The organism is Gemella taiwanensis (assembly GCF_054054385.1).
In genome coordinates this window covers 55491-74302 of record NZ_JBSMTL010000009.1, presented here as the reverse complement: position 1 = coordinate 74302, position 18812 = coordinate 55491, and the positions used below count along the sequence as shown (strand labels likewise).

10 protein-coding genes are annotated in these 18812 nt (G+C 33.8%); 9 read left to right on the top strand and 1 reads right to left on the bottom strand.

Annotation, left to right across the window (positions count from 1 at the left end; translation table 11 throughout):
- From ACWOA3_RS06940 to ACWOA3_RS06930, 3 genes are all read left to right on the top strand, one after another.
- The coding region (locus tag ACWOA3_RS06940) for an LPXTG cell wall anchor domain-containing protein (protein WP_456884958.1) at positions 1-206 on the top strand (206 nt) is incomplete at its 5' end.
- Positions 207-371: 165 nt separating this feature from the next.
- Positions 372-935 (top strand): TetR/AcrR family transcriptional regulator, encoded by a 564-nt coding sequence (locus ACWOA3_RS06935; RefSeq protein WP_035467178.1) that lies wholly within the window; start codon positions 372-374, stop codon positions 933-935.
- Positions 936-1135: 200 nt separating this feature from the next.
- Positions 1136-1888 (top strand): FAD-dependent oxidoreductase, encoded by a 753-nt coding sequence (locus ACWOA3_RS06930; RefSeq protein WP_456884957.1) that lies wholly within the window; start codon positions 1136-1138, stop codon positions 1886-1888.
- A gap of 75 nt (positions 1889-1963) precedes the next feature.
- Here the strand turns inward: ACWOA3_RS06930 and ACWOA3_RS06925 are convergent, their stop codons facing one another.
- The gene (locus tag ACWOA3_RS06925; protein WP_456884955.1) at positions 1964-8122 is read right to left on the bottom strand and encodes a ZmpA/ZmpB/ZmpC family metallo-endopeptidase; all 6159 of its coding nucleotides are present in this window, start codon (positions 8120-8122) and stop codon (positions 1964-1966) included.
- Positions 8123-8612: 490 nt separating this feature from the next.
- On the opposite strand from ACWOA3_RS06925, the gene ACWOA3_RS06920 reads away from it, so the two are divergent.
- The 6 genes from ACWOA3_RS06920 (at position 8613) to ACWOA3_RS06895 (ending at position 18811) form a co-directional block, all read left to right on the top strand.
- Complete coding sequence (locus ACWOA3_RS06920; protein ID WP_003147671.1) at positions 8613-9794, top strand: CD0519/CD1768 family membrane protein; 1182 nt, start codon at positions 8613-8615, stop codon at positions 9792-9794.
- A 188-nt stretch (positions 9795-9982) separates the two neighbouring features.
- Entirely contained in the window at positions 9983-13807 is a 3825-nt protein-coding gene (locus tag ACWOA3_RS06915; protein ID WP_456884953.1) for a ZmpA/ZmpB/ZmpC family metallo-endopeptidase, read from the top strand.
- Positions 13808-14034: 227 nt separating this feature from the next.
- Complete coding sequence (locus ACWOA3_RS06910; RefSeq protein ID WP_456884950.1) at positions 14035-15021, top strand: YeiH family protein; 987 nt, start codon at positions 14035-14037, stop codon at positions 15019-15021.
- Between the two features lie 54 nt (positions 15022-15075).
- A complete protein-coding gene (locus tag ACWOA3_RS06905; RefSeq protein ID WP_003147674.1) occupies positions 15076-16002 on the top strand; it encodes a nitronate monooxygenase in 927 nt (308 codons plus the stop codon).
- 223 nt (positions 16003-16225) lie between these two features.
- Positions 16226-17575, top strand: a complete 1350-nt coding sequence (locus ACWOA3_RS06900; RefSeq protein WP_172497926.1) for a polyadenylate binding domain-containing protein — start codon at positions 16226-16228, stop codon at positions 17573-17575.
- Positions 17576-18055: 480 nt separating this feature from the next.
- Complete coding sequence (locus tag ACWOA3_RS06895; RefSeq protein ID WP_003147677.1) at positions 18056-18811, top strand: DeoR/GlpR family DNA-binding transcription regulator; 756 nt, start codon at positions 18056-18058, stop codon at positions 18809-18811.
- Position 18812 lies beyond the last annotated feature (1 nt).

The window sequence follows — 18812 nt, the reverse complement described above, 5'->3', positions numbered from 1 at the left end:
ATAATGTGACGTTTATAAATAAATATAATAAACCAACCCCAGAAAAACCTGTAGATCCAAAAGATCCAAAAGATCCAAAAGATCTAAAACCTAAGAAACCATTACCAAATACAGGAGCTACTGATTCACCAGTATTACCAGGTCTTTTAGGATTTGCACTTATGGCAGTATCTTCATTCTTATACCGTGCTAAAAATAATAACTAATAAACAAAAAAGAGAGAATAAAAGTTCTCTCTTTTTTTAGGTTAAATAAAAATATAGAGGCTAAACCTATAAAAATGATTTATTATTGACTTGAAGTAAAAAATTTGATAAAATATGAATGAACATAAAAATAAATTCATTCAAAAAAAGAAAGGGGGGAAGAAATTGGATAAAAAACAATTATTAAAGCAAGCTGCTTATAATGTTTTTTCTAATAAAGGCTATAAAGCAACAGTAATTTCAGAAGTTGCCAAACAAGCTGGTATGGCAGTAGGTTCTTTCTATAATTACTATGAAAGTAAAGAAGAAATTTTTCTAGATGTTTATATAGAGGAAAATAATCGTATTCGACAAGTTATAATGAATGATATTGATTGGGAAGGGGATGTGGTTGAACTTATAGGTCAACTTTTTGGACAATCAAGAAGTTTGATTTCATCTAATAAAATTTTAGCAGAATGGTATAATCCTGCTATTTCTAATGAGTTGCATAGCTATTATTCTTCAGAAGAAGGTAAAGCTTCAAATCCATTCCATCAGTTTTTAATAGAAACCTTTACTAAACGTATGATGATGGAGGGGTACTCTCAAGAAAAAATCCAAGAGGTTTTAGAAGTTTATCATCTTTTTTACTATATAGATATGAATATTACAGAAAAAGATATACCCAACGTTAATCAGACAATAGAAACACTAGCAACTTATTTTGTAAAAGGATTATTTAAATAAAGAATGACAATTCTTTATTTTTTAAACATATATGAATGAATAACAAATAATATTCATTCATATTTATAAAAATAATATATTTACAACTATATAAAAGTATTTTATTAACTATAAAACTGTTCTTGATTTAGCTTTATAATTTTTTAAAAAAAGATAAACGCATATATTATTAACTATAAAATTTTTGAAAGAGGAAGAAAATGAAAAGAGGTAAAAAAATGTTAACTATTATTCTTATTACAACAGTGGCTCTAGGGCTAACAACGTGGGGAGTATTTGCGTTTCTTGGCCGCAGTCAAACTTTATCGGTCAAATCAATAGAAAATGATAGTGATGATCTATATGTTGTTCGATTGGAAAAACCAGATAATATGACTTGGGAACCAGGTTCTTATGTGAAAATCACCATACCTGAAGTAAAGGATAGCAAGCAAAATAACAGATGGCTTACTATTGCATCTAATCCTGAAGAAAAAGAGATTATGATTTTAACACATAATAGAGGAAGTGTTTATAAGAAAAACTTGACTAGCTTGCAGGTGGGAGCGAAAGTTGAGGTGAGTTGGTTAGGTGGAAACTTAGAGATTGCAGATAATCAAGAACCTATTATTTGTTTTGCATCTGATGTTGGCGTTGCAGCAATGAGACCGATTGTTAAAGAATGGAACTCTAAACGTACAATTATACTTAACCATCTAGATAAAAGGGTAAATATTTTTAATAACGAACTGATAGAGTTATCAAGTAAAGGAAAAGACTTTATTTATGAAACTAGTGAGAGTATAGAACAAAGTCAAGAAAAACTAAAAAAAGCAGTGGGTATATACGGGAACAATGCTATATATTTATTATCAGGTCAACCTGATGATGTTAAAACTATGGAAAATTTTTTAGAAAATAACGGAATAAATAAGAAAAAAATAAAAACAGACAGTTTCAGAGGTCTGAAGTAAAGATTATAAAAAACTCCCGAAAACTTGTATATTGAGTTTTCGGGAGTTTAATATATTTAAAATATAGATTCTATTTTATTTAAAAATAGAAGTTTTAAAGCTATTTGTTTGTTGAAGAAGTTTTTTGTATAGTTTTTCTTTAAGTGCAACAGTGTTGTCAGATTTAACTGATCCATTTTTAAGAGTAGCTTTATCTTTTTCAACAGCTGCAGCAAATGCATTCTTCAAGTCTTCATAACTACTGTATGTAGTACCGTCGATTGTAACAGGGTTAAATCCTGATTTAGCTTTATCCACAACTTCTTTGAAGTATGCTTTCTTCCAAGCTTCTAGAGAAGTGAATTTACCATCAGAAATTTTCTTGATGATGAAGTCATCACCTAAAGTAGCGTTACCAGCTTTTTTAGATTCAGCTTTTAACATATTTGAAGCGTAGTTTAGGAATCCTTTTTCGTATCCATAGTAACCCCAAATTCTGAATGTGTTATGTTTGAATGACATTGCTCCTGGAGCACCTTCACTTGTGTTACCTCCGTAGATACCTGCAGTTATAGGTACAGTTACGTAGGCAGTTCCAAATCCAGTTGGATCGTATGTATTATTACCTGGACCGTGTTTAGTCATGAAGTTGTGATCTACTAAGTCGTCAACAGAGTTTAATGCATAACCTTTTTCTTCTTCGTTAAGATTTCTAACTTCATCGTATTGGTTCTTTGTATTAGCTCCACGTAATTTCTTAGCAACTTTCTTGAACCAAGCGTTGTTTAATTCTTTGCTTCCTTTACCAAGTACGGCTTCTCCTTCAAGGTAATCAAGAAGCATTAGAGTATCGTTGAAACCTTTCATGTAATGATCGATTTCTGCACGAGATGCAAGATCGTTTGGATTAGTGTTATACCATTGGTTTCCGTCGTTTGGACGTTCGTATGCCATGTTTAATCCAAGTGCTTTAAAGTCACCGTTTGGACTTGTTTCAGCAGGAGATTGTAACATACCTTGTGCGAATGCTTCTAAGTCAGTTCCTTCACGGTGTCTTGAACCACCTAAGTAAACCATACGGTCATTTACGTGAGTAGTTTCGTGAGTGAATGCAGAGATACCGAAGTCACTAATCATACTAGTAACCATGAAGAATACTGAATCATCTTTGTAAGGGTTACCGTAAACACGAGCTACTGCTCCCATACGCCAGTCAGTTGCGTGATAACGACCTGTTGGTCCATATAGTTCGCGAACTGGAGCAATGTCTTTACCGCTGTTAGTGTGACCGTATTTGTCAGTACCTTCTGGATAGTTTTGGTTATCTAGTACTGGTGTTGGTACCATGTTATTGCTCTTAAGTAGTTGATTACGAACTTTATCTAATGATAGACGAGACCAGAAGTCTAGGTAATTTTGTTGAGCTTTTGCTACTTTATCGATTTCTTTCTTGAATGCTTCACGTTCTGCTTCAGTATTCTTACCATATTTTTCAAATGAACTGTAAGCCATAGTATTATACGTTGAGATTAAGAACATATGAGCATCTTTTAAGTTTAATAGTGGAAGGATCATCTTACCGTGAACATCATTATTTAATCCTTCATAAGCTCTGTGTTTCTTATCTGCGAATTCAGGTGTTGTTGTTTTCGGTTCGACAACATATACATTATCTTTAGTTGCTTTTATGAACCAATCGTTTAAGTCAGTATCACTTGTGAATAGACGCATGTTATAGTCTAAGAAACTGTTTAACTCACCTATACCAATAGTTCCACCGATAGTTTCGCGATAAGCTTCTAAAGTTCTATCACCTTTAATGTTACTTTCTTTAGAACCAACTTTAATCAAGAAGTCTAAGACGTTAACGTTCTTACCGTAGAAGTCAGGTTTGAATAACATTAACTCTTTAATGTTAAAGTCATCGAATTTAACACCGTAGTAACGGTTTAGGTAAGCTAATCCAAGAAGAACTGCAGCCTTATTGTCATCAATTTTCTTAATTAATGCACGTTTAGCAGCTTTATCAGTGTTAAGTTGATGATCTTCATTTTGAACTAACTTAGTAACGAATTTGTTAAGGTTATCTTTAACGTACTTGAAGCTTTCTTCTAAGTAAAGATCCTTAATTGCATTTACTTTGTTACCACCTGTTCTTCCTAAGTGTTGATAAATAGGGTCAGATTGTAATTCTATTGGACTTAATTTGCTTTCAATAGCACTGATTAAATCGCTACGCTCTTTATCAACGATGTTAGGAGTGTAAACTATTTCTCCAAGTTCAGCGATGCTATATTCTTTAACTTGTTTCACTTGAGATTCTTTAGGTGAGATGTTAAAGATTTCTTTTGTCTTATCAGCGTAGTGGACGATGATGCGGTTGGCATCACCAAGTTCAGTTACGAATTCATTATCTTTCATTGCAGTAACAGATAATACCGCTGTAGTTAATAATTTAGAACCAGCTGGAATCTTGTTACCTTGGTTAACAATCCACTCTTTATTGTAGAATGGTTGAAGTTTTTCAATGTTACGGTAAGCAAGTTCGCGCTCAGCGTTGTAGTCTTCTGTATCTTTATAAGTGTCAGCTTTTGGTTTAATGTTGTTAAGAGTATTAACTACTGGTTCGTTAATTGCATATTCATGAGCAGTGATTCCCATTTTAGCGAATTTTTCTAATGCTTGAGCTTCTGTAATACCTTTAATTTGTTTAGATTTGTTGTATGAAGATAATCCTGTAGCTACATCAGTTACATAAAAGTTATTCTTGAAGTTATCGAATCCGAAGTATGAATCTCCAGTGTCAACTGAACTTGCTCCATACATGATTTCTCCGTTTGTAACTTTCATCATACTAACGTTGTTTTCAACCCATCCCCAGTCATAGTTTTCGTGGATTAAACCACCACTTTGACCGTGGTTTTTAAGTGTCATAGTACCTTTAACAAATGAATTTGTTAATCTACCACGTTGTTTGAAATCGTTAGGGTTTCCACCGTGGTTAACTTTAGCGACAAGTCCACCGAATTTAGAGTTGTTACCTACAATATCACCATCGAAATAGACGCTATCTGTATTACTTCTCCAGCTTTCACTTACAAGTCCTCCAGACCACCAAGATTTATCCCCAAGGCTGTTAATCTTCCCGATAAATGCAACGTTACGCATATTTGATTCATCAAGTTTGTTAACCATACCGGTAACATCGTTGTTACCTACAACATTACCTGTTACCTTAATATTTTCGATATTTGAGTTTTTGAACATTTCACCAAGAGGTGCAACTTTATTTTCTCCAGGTAAATTAATATCTACATTACCTAAGTTAATATCATGAACATGGGCATTTTCGACTCTACCAAATAGAGGGCGTGCTAAGTTGTGGATAGTAAATCTACCACCATCATTACTTAGTAGTTTACCTTTGAATGTTGTAGTTACATAAGATTTTCCGTTAGGTTTTACGTTTGCTGCATTAAGATCTGCACCAAGTTTAAACTCTCCAGTAGGGTTAGCTTGTATGTCTTTTACAAGTTCGTTGAAGTTATAGTAAACATTACCTTCTTTTAATTTTTGTTTTTCGAAGTAATGAACGTACTCATTTGCTAATTTAGAAGAATCTGTGTGTTGAACTAAATCAGGAGCTGTTGCAGTAACTTTGTATAAAGTTTTTCCATCTTTAACTACTTCTTCAATCTTATCAACAGAAAGTCTTGTTACTTTATTATCGTGAGTTGTAACTCGTAGGTAAAGTGGAGCAACATTTGCTGGTTTTTCTGAAAGTAGACTGATGTCCGTTTCAGCCCCCGCATCATCAACACTTATTAAACTTGTTTCTTTAATATTTTTAATTTCAACTTTTTTAAGATCTAATTGAATTGGTTGATCAGCTAATGTTTCAGTTTCTTCACCATTACCTCTATCGTAAACCATAGTAGTAGATAGAGTGTATTCTTGATAGTATTTCAGATTATCTAATAAAGCATTTAGATTATCTTCTGTTAGATTTACAGTCTTAACAACTTGTCCATCTTTTTTCAGAGTAGCTGTGATTGATTTGATTTTTGTCTTAGTTGGATTTTCCAGAGAATACTTAGCAACTACTTCTTTATCTAATACTTTTTTGTCAGTATCTACGAATTTTAGTATTGGTTTCTCAGTTAATGGAACTAAGTTTTTGATAGCTTCTTCTAATTTTTCAGTAGCTGCATTTACTTTGCTTTGAGTAGTAGCTTCAACTGCATTTATAAGGTTTGCTGCTGCAAGTGCTTCCTCTAAAGCTTTCAATGTTTGAGTAGTGTATTCTTCTTTACGTTTGTTTTTAGCTGTGTTAATAGCAGTTTGTAATGCAGTTTTATCTACAGCAAGAGCTTTAATAGCATCTTGAAGAGCTTTAGTAGCGGTATCTATTTCACTTTGTTTAGGAAGTGGAGTAGTTTGGTTGTTGATTTCTTTAGCTTTAATTTCAGCATTTTTGAATTCATTCCAAGTTGTAGGGCTATAGTTAGCTTCTTGTTTAGTGGCTGCATCTTTTATTTGTGATTGTAATTTTGTTTTGTCAACATTAAGAGCGTCGATAGCGGCTTTAAGTTTTTTAGCTGCCTCATCGATTTGAGCTTGAGTAGCAGTAGCATTGTCTTCTACTGCTTGAGCAGCTTTTTTCGCTTCTTCTAATGCAGACCAAGTTGCAGGGCTGAAGTCTGTAGAGACTTTAGAGTTAGCATCTGCTAGTTGTTTTTCAAGTTCAGTCTTATTTGTGTTTAATCCTGCGATAGCGGCTTTAAGTTTTTCGTTAATGTGATCAACTTCGCTTTGTTTTGCTGCAGGGTTGTTTGTAACTTTTTCAGCTTCAGCTAATACAGATTGAAGGTTTGTCCAAGATGCATCACTGTAGTGTTCTTTAGTTTTTGATTTTGCATCAGCGATAGTTTTGTTTAAGTCTGTTTTGTCGACATTAAGAGCATCGATAGCAGCTTTAAGTTTCGCTGTTTCACTGTCTACTTCAGGTTGTTTAACACTATCAGAAGAGTAGACGTTTTGTGCAGCTTCTAAAATTGGTTTAAGAGCGTTGTAGCTTGCAGCTGAATAATCAGCAGGAACAAGTGCAAGAGCTCTATCGATTTGAGCTTTTAGTGCTGTTTTGTCAACTTTTTCCTCGGGTTTTGGAGTTTCCGGCTGAGGAGTAGGTTTAATTTCCACAGGTTTTGGAGTTTCCGGTTGAGGAGTAGGTTTAGTTTCCACAGGTTTTGGAGTTTCCGGTTGAGGAGTAGGTTTAGTTTCCACAGGTTTTGGAGTTTCCGGTTGAGGAGTGACTTCTTCCTTAGTTCCAATGGCGATAACCTTGTTTACAGGTTGTTTTGTAATTGAAGTTTTGATAACTTTTCTAGATTGTTTACCATTAACAGTAGTTACTTCGCTGAATACGATTTGTTCACCGCTAACTCCTTCTTGAACAACTTTAGTTTGTCCTTTAGGTAAAGTAGCATCAGGTTGCTTGATAGTTTGGAAAGGAACAACTTCAGTAGTAGATTTAAGTTCAGGTTTGTTTTCAACTGTAACTTTAGGTGTTTCCTCGGTAGGTGTCTTGTGATCTACTGTAGGTGTTGGAGTTGGTTGTGTTGGTTTTGGAAGAACTTTTTGTTCAGCTTGAGGTAAAGCACCTAAATCGCTAAGAGTAAAGTATCCAACATAGCGATAGCCATCGATGTTGATTACACCGTTCGCAAGCTCTGCAGAATTAGCTACTGTTGTTTGTGTGTTGTATTGCACTAATTCTTTGTTTTCGAAGGCGAATGATTGGTAAGGCATAACGATGCTTTGTCCCATAGCCCCGATTAACACAACGCTAAGAACTTTGTTTCTGTGTTTTTTCGACATTAAAAGAACTACTAATATTGCAGTACCGATTCCAAGTCCTGCTACAGGAAGTGAACTTTGTCCAGTATTTGGTAATGATTTTAATTCTGTAGGTTTAGCAGAAGTTTGTGCTTCTTTTTTATAAACCATGTAGTATGTTTCGTTGTTTTTTACATCGTTCGGAATACTTCTTTTAATTAAAGTTTTCTCAGCTTCGGTCAATTCATTTTCAGCTAGATAAGTATATTTAACACTTGTGTTGTTTTCGTTGGCAAGTACTTCGCTTGGTGCATGACTTCCAAAAAATAAAGCCCCGATAACGACCGGTGCTGCACCAAGAGATAATTTTCTAATTGAAAACTTTAAAATTTTATTATTATTTTTATTTTTCAATCGCATGAAATTATTTTCTCCTATATATTTTTTAGTTACCTCTTAATTTTATCAAAAAACCAAGTTTAAAGCAATTAATAGAGCTTGAAAAATAGTGTGTAAAGTTCATTAATTTTATATTTCTATAACAATTTCAGTATAAAAATATTAGATTCTCACATGATAATAAAACAAATATAACACCAAAAAACAACTGTACTAGTACTGCGGAACAATAACTAGTAAAATATAAATATAATTAATTTTATTTTTTAAGAAATTATTTAGGAAAGATATCTTTTGTAGATATTGTTATGGAAAGGTTAGGTTGAAGTAAGTTTGTTTTACGTTGGAAATTTTATAATAGTAATTTAGTTTAATTAGTTTCAGGATTGTTGAAATAGTTGCAAGGATAAAGAATCTATGATATAATATTTACATAAGTTGTATTAGTACAGTTTAAAATATGTAAACTTTTGAATAAATTTTTAAAATAAAATCAGAAAGGACGATTTTTATGGGTAAGGATACAACCAAGAAAAAGAAAATCAAACAAAATTCAGTGGTAAAAAAAGCAATAAGCCTAGAGACATTTGTCTTCCTAGCTATATTTTTCCTAATATTTGGTCTAATGGCTAGAAAAATGGGAACACCACTTATGTTTAAAACGATGATGGCAACAGCTCATGATTTACTGCTTAATACAGTATTTTTCATTATGGCAATGGCCGTTATCGCAGGTGCTATTAGTGCGCTTCTATCAGAATTTGGTGCAATAGCATTAATTAACAAGATTTTTGCACCTCTTATGAAACCACTTTGGGGAATGCCTGGAGCGAGTGTTACAGGTGCGGTAGCTACATATCTATCAGATAACCCAGCTATTATTCCATTTGCGAAAGATAAAAGATTTACCTCTTTCTTTAAAAAATATCAAGTGCCAGCCCTATGTAACTTAGGAACAGCTTTTGGTATGGGACTTATCGTAACGATGTTTATGATGGGACAAGGAGAAGGATTCATCAAAGCAGCGATCATCGGTAATGTTGGAGCAATCCTAGGTAGTATTATAAGTGTTCGTTTAATGTTAATAGAGACTAGAAAATACTATGGTGAAGAAGCAGAAGAGCCAGCGATTGAATTAGCTGAAGGTGATGATAGACCGGATAAAGTAAGAATAGTACGTGATGGAAATATGTTCCAGCGAGTGCTAGATACTGTTTTAGAAGGTGGTAAAACAGGGGTTGAAATGGGTCTAGCAATCATTCCAGGGGTGCTTATAGTATGTACTTTCGTAATGATGTTAACATTCAAAATGCCAGCTGGAGGATATACAGGTGCGGCATATGAAGGTGTTGGATTCTTACCTTGGTTAGGAGAGAAACTAACATTCATTCTAGAACCGCTATTTGGATTCCATTCTGCAGAAGCAATTGCCTTCCCAATTACAGCCTTAGGAGCAGTAGGAGGAGCAATCTCATTAGTACCAGAATTCTTGAAGAATGGATTAATTGGAGCGAATGATATTGCGGTATTCACAGCGATGGGTATGTGTTGGAGTGGATACTTAAGTACTCACATCGGTATGATGGATGCTCTTGGAGTGCGTAAATTATCTTCAAAAGCGATTGTATCACATACAATAGGTGGTCTAGCAGCGGGAGTTATAGCTCACTACTTATTCGTATTGTTAGGGTAGTAAATAAAAAATAACAGATTGAATTAAGAAGGCGTAACATTTTTGGTTGCGTCTTTTTTATATCTAAAATAAATTATGTGATTTAAGGAGTATATTTAGCGGTTAAGTTTATGATTATAGTTGCGAAAATATACTAAGTTTGCTATAGTATAGTTGATTATAAAATTAAGAATTTATGGAGAAAAATAATGAAGAAAGAGAATTTTAAAAAAAGACAGAATTTCTCAATAAGGAAGTATAAGATGGGAGCTTGTTCAGTATTATTAGGAACAAGTTTGTTTTTATCTTTAAATTATACAGATGAAGTAAAAGCGGCAGAAGTGCAAGAGGTTACCACTCACGCGGTAGATAAGGATAGTTTATCAGAACAAATAAAAAATCAATTGAAAGTTTTTGAAGAAAATAAAATAGCAGTAGAAGAAGGGAAAGAATATTATTTTGTTTATAGAAAAAATAATTTATTACCGAATACTGGTGATATTCCAACAGGAACGTTAGCTCTAGGTGGAGTGTTGTTGGTGGTGTGTTTAACGTTGATTAAAAAGAAAAAAGGAAAATCGATCTTTTTAGTTAGTATGTTAACTGTTAGTGGTAATTTAAGTCAAGTGATGGCTTTTGAAGATTTTAAAGAAATCCAACCAGTGATGATAAAAACTTCGATAGGTGGAATGTTACCAAGTCCAGAGGAAATACCTGGGTATAGTTTTACAGGTTACTATTTTGAAATAGGGAAAACATATACAAACAAAAGTAGTTCTATCAAGATAGGAAAACAAGGAGAGTTTACTCCTGGAGTAGTAGAGGAAAAAACAGGTGTAGAGGAGAAAGTTGTAGTAAGTGAGAAAGGAGAACCATTAGTACAGCCTGAGAATCCGATAGGTGTAGTAAGCGAGAAAGGCGAACCCTTAGTACAACCCGAGAACCCAGAAGCAGTAATAAGTGAGAAAGGAGAACCATTAGTACAACCTGAGAATCCAGAAGCAGTAATAAGTGAGAAAGGAGAACCATTAGTACAGCCTGAGAGTCCGATAGGTGTAGTAAGAGAGAAAGGAGAACCTTTAGTGCAACCTGAGAATCCAGAGTTAGAGATAAAACCAACTCCGGAACAACCGATACCAGATGTAAAGCCAGTGCCAGATGAAAAACCAATTCCAGACGAAAAACCAGTACCAGAGGAAGAGGATAAAGTAGACGTAAAGCCGACTATACCAAATCCAATAACTACCGAAAAAGAACTAGACTATAAAACAATTTATAAAGCATCGTCAGATCTAAATTATAATGGGAAACAAGAAGAAACACCAGGGGAAAAAGGTAAGGAAGTGACTACTACTTCATATACTCTTGATAAATCTACTGGAAAAATAGTAGAAAATATTTCTACAAAAATAGAAAAACAACCAGTAAATAGAATTGTTAAAGTTGGTAATGTTGAGAAAATAGTAAAACCTATAGAAATCACTGAATTGAAAAAAGACGATTCTGAGCTTCCGAAAGGAAAAGAAGTTATTAAAGAAGTAGGAGAAGAAGGTGAAATAACAACGACTAAAACTTATGAAGTTAATCCTGAAACTGGAAAATTAACTAATTCAACAGAAAAAACTGAAACAACTAGAGCTATGCGACAAAAAGTAATCTTAGTTGGAACTAAAGAAAACAAACCGCATTTACTACCAGTTAATAGCGAATTAGAAAATGCAGTGAATGTAACAGAAGCTAGTTCTAGAATGAAAACTATAAATTTATTAACGGATGAAAAATTAAAATCACAACTAACGCCATCAGATACAGAAATAAATCGAGATTTATACTTGAAACGAAAAGAACTACAAAAAACTAATCCAGCTATAACTGATGCAGAAGTAAAAGAAGTTTTACGAAAAGAGTATCTAGAAAAATTATCAATTAAAGAAACGTTAGAAGAGACTAAAACAGATTTAGATGCTAGGTTGAAAAAAGTTGCGGCGCACACGTTGAGCATTATTGGAGACACTCCACAAAATAGAGAAAAAGTAAAACGTGATATTGAAGATAATAAAGAGAAAATACTATTAGGATTATCATATATAAATAGATTTTATAATATTGATTTTGGTGATACTAATATTCGTGATATATTAGCGTATAACCCAAGTTCGTTTGGTAAGAAAAATGTTACTTCTCTAGAATGGTTAAAACATCTTGGATCTATGAGCTATGATGAACTGAAACTTACTAATAGTCCAAAAACATTTGAGAAATATTTCGAGAAAATCACAGACAAACCAACATTATTAGAATTCTTAGATTACAATAGAACTACATTTACTAATATGGATGGGGACACGTGGTTGAAGAAAGCTAGTCGAGCTATTGTAGTTGAAAAAACTTCGAAACAAAAATCTGATGAAAAGGTCGGGTTATATACTAAATTAACTACTGATCCTGAAAAGTATGGAGCTGAAGGACTTCAAATAAATAATAGAAAACAACAAAATATTGCTACATTGTTAGGTTTGGTGAACATTAAAGAACCAAGCGTGTATGCTATAACTAATATAGCGACGGTAACCTACGGAAACATCGGAACATATATGGATACTTCTTTAGAGAAAACAAATAAAGCTAAGTACACCGAAGATCTTAATAAGGTTAAAGAATTGATAGAACTAACAGCGACAAGACAAGCTAATTATGTTGATACTTTATATAGAATAACAAAAGCAGAAAATCGCTCGAAACTAATTACCAATAGAGTGATTGTAGATACGATGAAAAAATATACGCCTAATGAGTTTGCTGGAATAGCGACAACATGGTCTAAAGAATCAGGACCAACAGCAGATAAAGGGGTTAAAGATTTCATGACTCCTCTAGGGCTGTACTCACCATCACAAATTGTAGGTGCAGAAGCAAACGGTGTGGGTGTACGTTACTTCATAGATAGAGTTCTAGATGATAGGGGATCAGCGACTTATTCTCATGAAATGACGCATTTGTTAGATAGAACGGTATTATTCAATAATCATGGTCGTCGAGATGGTACAGCTGCGGAATTTTATGCTCGAGGAATCTTCGAAAATTCGTATACACCAGAAAAAGATACATATTTCAACTTAAACTTCGTTTATGATGAAAGTAATAAGAATGGATTTTATAATAAAAAACCAGATAGATTTAAGACGGATGCAGATTTGAAATCTTATATGCATGGAAGTTTTGATGTACTATATAGTTTAGATTATCTAGAAGCGGAAGCGACAAGTAAGCTTTCAGTAGAAGATAAAACTAAATACTTCAAAAAAATAACGCCGATAAAAACAACAGGGGTGAGAACACCTGTAACATATGCAAATCCAGCAGTTCAAGCTACGCATAATAGTGAAAGAATCTCAGAAATCACTTTAGATGAAGCAAGAAAGCTATCGGATATCAATAGTCTAATTGACAATAACATTCTTGTGAATCGTTATATTATAAATGGATTTAATGGCAAAGGTGATGTAAAAGCTAATGGATATTATTTTGTAGATATGTTTGATACGATTTTCGGAGTTAGTGAAAATGATAAAGGTATGAGTGGGGATATTACATTCAGAAAACAAGCCTTTGAACTTATGGGAGCCTTAGGCTATTATGAAGGATTTGTACCTTATGTATCGAATCAATATAAAAACCAAGCTGAAGCAGCAGGTAAACCGTTATCTGATAAATATATTTTCGAAAAAATCTTAGGAAAATCATATGTAGCCTTCAAAAAAGATCAAATTAATGAACGTGTTGCAAAATTAGATAGGTTGAAATCTATTACGATAAATTACAACGGAAGAGAAGAAGTAATAAACAGCCCAGCGAAACTAAAACAGCTTATGGAGCAGGCTGTTCGTGATGAAGTAGCTCAAATAAAAGCAGGAAACACAACAGCGGCGAAACTTTCGTATATAGAAACTCCAGTACAAAAACTTAAAAAAGAAATATACAAAGCATACTTAAAACAATCACAAGACTTTACAGAGTCTATTTATAAAAATTAAAGAAAATAGCCAGGAAGGTGGATTTAAAATTTATCTTCTTGGCTAATTTGTTATTTAAAAAATAAGTGTATGTTTAAGTGAATTTCTTAATATTTTATCTTTATTCTGAGGTTATAAAGTATTGTTTATGAGAATTTGATTATTTATTGAACATCTTCTTTTAGTAGAGTATAATTAAACTATAAATAGTTTTTATTTAGATAAATATACAAAAGGGGAAATCTCTTATGGAAAGATTCAAGAGTGTTAATTTTTATTATACCTTAGGTATAATGTTGATTATTTCGTTAGTAGCAAAATATCTTGCTCAAGTACCTGCATTAAAATTGTTTGGACATTTGGTAATAGCACTTGTTATCGGTATGTCATTGCAAGCGTCAAAAGGATTAAAAGAGCAGGTTAAGGCAGATATTCCGTTTATAAGTAATAAATTTTTACGGCTTGGAATAATTTTATTAGGATTCAAGTTAGCGTTAGATAGACTTCTATCAGAAGGTAAAAAGACGTTGATTGTAGCGTTCTTTATCGTGTTATTCATGGTAACTTTAACTTACTTTATGTGTCGAGCTTTTAAAGTGGATCATGAACTTTCATTGCTTTCTTCATGTGGTTGCGGTATTTGTGGTGCTGCGGCAGTTATGGGGGTAAGTGGACAACTTCGAGCGAAAACAGATAACAGCGTTCTTGCGGTTGCGGTTGTTGCGATACTAGGTACAGTATTTACTTTAATAGAAGTAACCTTACAACCATACCTGGGGCTTGATACTTACAACTACGGAGTATTTACAGGAGGGAGCCTTCATGAAATAGCTCACGCAGTTGCGGCTGGAGGAGCAGGTGGACAAGTGGCGCTTGATGCTGCAATTCTTACTAAATTATCACGTGTTCTTATGCTTATTGTTGTTGCAGGTATACTGATTGTAGTTAATAAGAAGACTCAAGATGAAACAAAAGGAAAAGTTCCAATGCCGTACTTTATTCTAGGTTTTATCTTTATGAGTATTTTAGGAAGTTATGTTACTTTCTTAAAACCGTTAGCTCCATTTTTTGTAGATGCTGCATATGTATTTTTAGGTATGGCGATGGCAGCTTTAGGGATGAGTGTTAACTTCAAAGTTATTAAAGAACGTGGTGTAAGAGTATTTACAGCGTGTTTATTATCGTCTGTTATTTTAATGGTAGTTTGTTACTTTGTAGCTAGATTTATCTTTTAGTAGTAGATTAAAGAAGGTTTAAGAAATAATAAAAATATATAGAGGAGAAAAATTATGACGATTACAAAATTATTAGGGATAAAGTATCCGGTATTTCAAGGGGCTATGGCTCAAATAGCTAGATATGAACTTGTTTCAGCGGTATCGAATGCAGGGGCGTTAGGTATTTTAGCTTCAGGAGGAGTAAGTCCAGAAGAACTTCGTAAAGAAATTCAGCAATGTAAAATACTTACAGATAAACCTTTCGGTGTTAACCTTATGCTTATGATGCACAATATTGATGAAATAATAGATGTTGTTATCGAAGAAGGTGTAAAAATTGTCACAACAGGAGCGGGTACTCCGAGAAAATACATGCCACGTTTAAAAGAAGCAGGAATAAAAGTAATTCCTGTAATTCCTTCGGTAAAAGCTGCGGTGAAAATGGAAGAATTAGGTTGTGACGCGGTTGTTGTAGAAGGTATGGAAGCAGGAGGACACGTGGGAACTAGTACTACGATGGCACTGTTGCCACAGGTGACAAGTGCTGTAAATATTCCGGTTATTGCAGCTGGAGGGATTGCGGATGGTCGTGGAATGGCAGCTGCATATTGTTTAGGAGCAAGTGGAGTCCAGATGGGAACTGTATTCTTAGCTTCTGAAGAGTGTCCAATCTCTACAGAGTATAAAAACATAATCTTAGAAGCGGTTGACACATCAACTACGCTAACAGGAGAAAAATTCAGAGCACCTGTCCGAGGTATTAAAAATGAACTTACGAAAAGATATCATGAATTGGAAGGAAAATCTTCAACACTTATGGAATTAGAAGAATTGACACTAGGTTCATTAAGAAGAGCGGTTTATGATGGAGATGTTGAAAATGGTTCTGTTATGGCAGGGCAAATCGCAGGGTTAGTAAGTGAACTTCGACCAGTTAAAACTATAATAGAAGAAACTGTAGAAGAAGCAAGAGAAGTTTTGAGAAAAACAGAAATATAGAATATAACTTAAACCTTAGGTAATAAAAAATCTAAGGTTTATTTTGGTGAAAGGCAGTGTAGCTGAAAAGGAAGCGTAATGTAAAATATAGTGTAGAATTAACATTTATTTGAATTCCTAAAGGTTGTAAAATTACAGAGAATAACCATATTTCAATTGACTATAGTTACTCTTTATTATATTATAGTTATATAATTTATCTTTATTACAATAGGAGGGTTTTATGATAGACCAAAGACGTAAACATGTTACTTATGGTTCTTCTTTTAAAGACTTCTTTAAAGGTTTCGTGGACTTCACAGGTTATACATCTGTATCTGGACACTGGTTTCCTGTAGGGAGTATTTTAGGAGGACTTATCTTACTAACAGTTATAGTATTCCAAGGTATGTTTTCTTCACTTACTAGTATTGGTAGAAAATCAAGCCGCAGCTCAGATTACCTACTTAGTGGAGGAGCGTTAAGTGATGGAGTATCTACTCTTCAAACAGGATTAGCATTCGGAATATTTATTATTATAGCTGGACTTATTTTAATTTTACCTCTAACTGCAAGTTTTACAAGAAGGCTACGTGATGTAGGTTTTGCAACATGGGGAATTGTTATTTTAATAGCTTTATATTACATTTTAAGTTATTTCTCAGTGTATTTATTAACTCCGGTTTATGCTATTGTATTCTTCTTTGTGTTAATGTCACTACCGTCAAATGCGGTAGAAACTAACTCAAACAATGAGTTTGCTAGATTTTTCTTAAGACAAACACCGCAAGCTCAACAATACTATAGCCAATTTGCAAATCCATTTGGACAACCAGTTCAATATGATCAATTCGGTAATCCAATTCCGAATCAACCACAATTTAATAATGGTATGAATCAAGGATTCCAAGGACAAGCACCACAAGGATTCAATCCAAACGCACCACAAGGACGCCCGCAACAAGGCTTCCAAGGACAAACACCACAAGGATTCAATCCAAATGCACCACAAGGACACCCACAACAAGGCTTCCAAGGACAAGTACCACAAGGATTTAATCCGAATGCACCACAAGGACGTCCACAACAAGGATTCCAAGGGCAAGCGCCACAAGGATTCAATCCAAACGCGCAACACGGAGGACAACCACAAGGGTTCAATCCAAACGCGCAATACGGAGGACAACCACAAGGGTTCAATCCAAACGCGCAACATGGAGGACAACCACAAGGATTCAATCCAAATGCGCAACATGGAGGACAACCACAAGGGTTCAATCCAAATGCGCAACACGGAGGACAACCACAAGGGTTCAATCCAAATGCACAACAAGGAGTACAAGAACAAGCTGTTGTGAATGAAGTTCAAGAAGAACAACAAGTGCAAGCTTCTCAAGAAGTGAATGTTGCACCAGAACAACACGTAGAGGTAGCGCCACAAGTGGAAACTGCGCCAGTAGTAGAAACTCCAACTCCTCAAGTTGAAGAAACTCACCAAGTAGAAACTGTAGCAGTTGCTGGTGGAGCAAGAAGTAGAAGACTTCAAAAGTTGAATAGAGCTGAAGAAGAAGTTGCCTTTAAAAAAAGAAGATAAGAAATGATCTAATAGATCGAAATTAAGAGGTTTAGGTAGAAATACTTGAATCTCTTTTTGTATTTGGGGTGATTTTAATTATATAGCTATGTCCTGAATTGTAACTGAAGAAAAGTCTTCATTTTATAGTTTTACTACTTTAGAGTATAATACTCACGAGTAGTAAAAGTTCAAATGAATAGAATTTTGAGAACTATTTATCGATCAAGTAGAATAATATTATTAAAACGTTCATTATTGATTTTTTTGAAATAAAGAATTGAGATGATGAAAATCTTTTATTAGCAGTGATTATGAAAAAATTTTGGAAACAACTTTGAAAAACAAAACGCTCATCATTTAGAAAAACAATCAAATAAAAAAATACAAGCACTCATTTTAATCGATTATTTTGATTATTTATGAGTGTTTTTGCTTGAAATTGATTGAATAGCTATATTATATTGTATATAATAATCTTGTGAGTTAGGAGAGAAGAAATTGGTAAATGAAAGATGGAATAAAATTTTAGATTTGTTGGATAAAAAAGGATCTTCGAATATAAGAGAACTTATGGAACACTGTAGTGTATCGGAAGCAACTATTAGACGAGATCTTACAAATTTAGAAGAACAGAATTTATTATATAGAACTCATGGTGGTGCGATGAAACGTTCTGCAGCTCGTGGTAGTGAAGAAAGTGTTCAAGTAAAGCGCGCAGAATTTCTACAAGAAAAAAGAGAAGTAGCAAAGTATATTTGTGAAAATATCTTAGAATCTGGTCAGACGATTTATCTCGATGCGGGGACGTCAACATATGAAATGATTGATTATCTTCGTGATAGGAGGATAACGGTCGTTACAAATTCAACGTATCATCTGCCGAAACTTATTAATAACAAAATCCATACTATTATACTAGGTGGAACGATAAAACATTCTACTCAAGCTGTCATAGGTTCGGTCGCTATCGAGCAACTGAAAAAATATAGCTTTGATATATGTTTTGTCGGTTGTAATGGAATAGATGAAACTTTTGGTGTTACGACTGCTGAAGAAAATGAAGCTTTTATAAAAGCTACGGCGATAAAAAATAGTAAGAGAAAATACATCCTTGCTGATAAGTCGAAATTCGGACATAGAAAATTCCAAAAATTTGCTGAGTTAGATGATGTAACTATCGTATCGTATGAAGTTCCAAAAGAGTATAAGAGGTATAAAAACATAATAGAAGTAAAAAATCTAAAGGAGGACTAAT

Coding starts and splice junctions, on each gene's coding strand:
- ACWOA3_RS06930 (WP_456884957.1), top strand. CDS start 1,136: ATGAAAAGAGGTAAAAAAATGTTAACTATTATTCTTATTACAACAGTG.
- ACWOA3_RS06925 (WP_456884955.1), bottom strand. CDS start 8,122: ATGCGATTGAAAAATAAAAATAATAATAAAATTTTAAAGTTTTCAATT.
- ACWOA3_RS06920 (WP_003147671.1), top strand. CDS start 8,613: ATGGGTAAGGATACAACCAAGAAAAAGAAAATCAAACAAAATTCAGTG.
- ACWOA3_RS06915 (WP_456884953.1), top strand. CDS start 9,983: ATGAAGAAAGAGAATTTTAAAAAAAGACAGAATTTCTCAATAAGGAAG.
- ACWOA3_RS06910 (WP_456884950.1), top strand. CDS start 14,035: ATGGAAAGATTCAAGAGTGTTAATTTTTATTATACCTTAGGTATAATG.
- ACWOA3_RS06905 (WP_003147674.1), top strand. CDS start 15,076: ATGACGATTACAAAATTATTAGGGATAAAGTATCCGGTATTTCAAGGG.
- ACWOA3_RS06900 (WP_172497926.1), top strand. CDS start 16,226: ATGATAGACCAAAGACGTAAACATGTTACTTATGGTTCTTCTTTTAAA.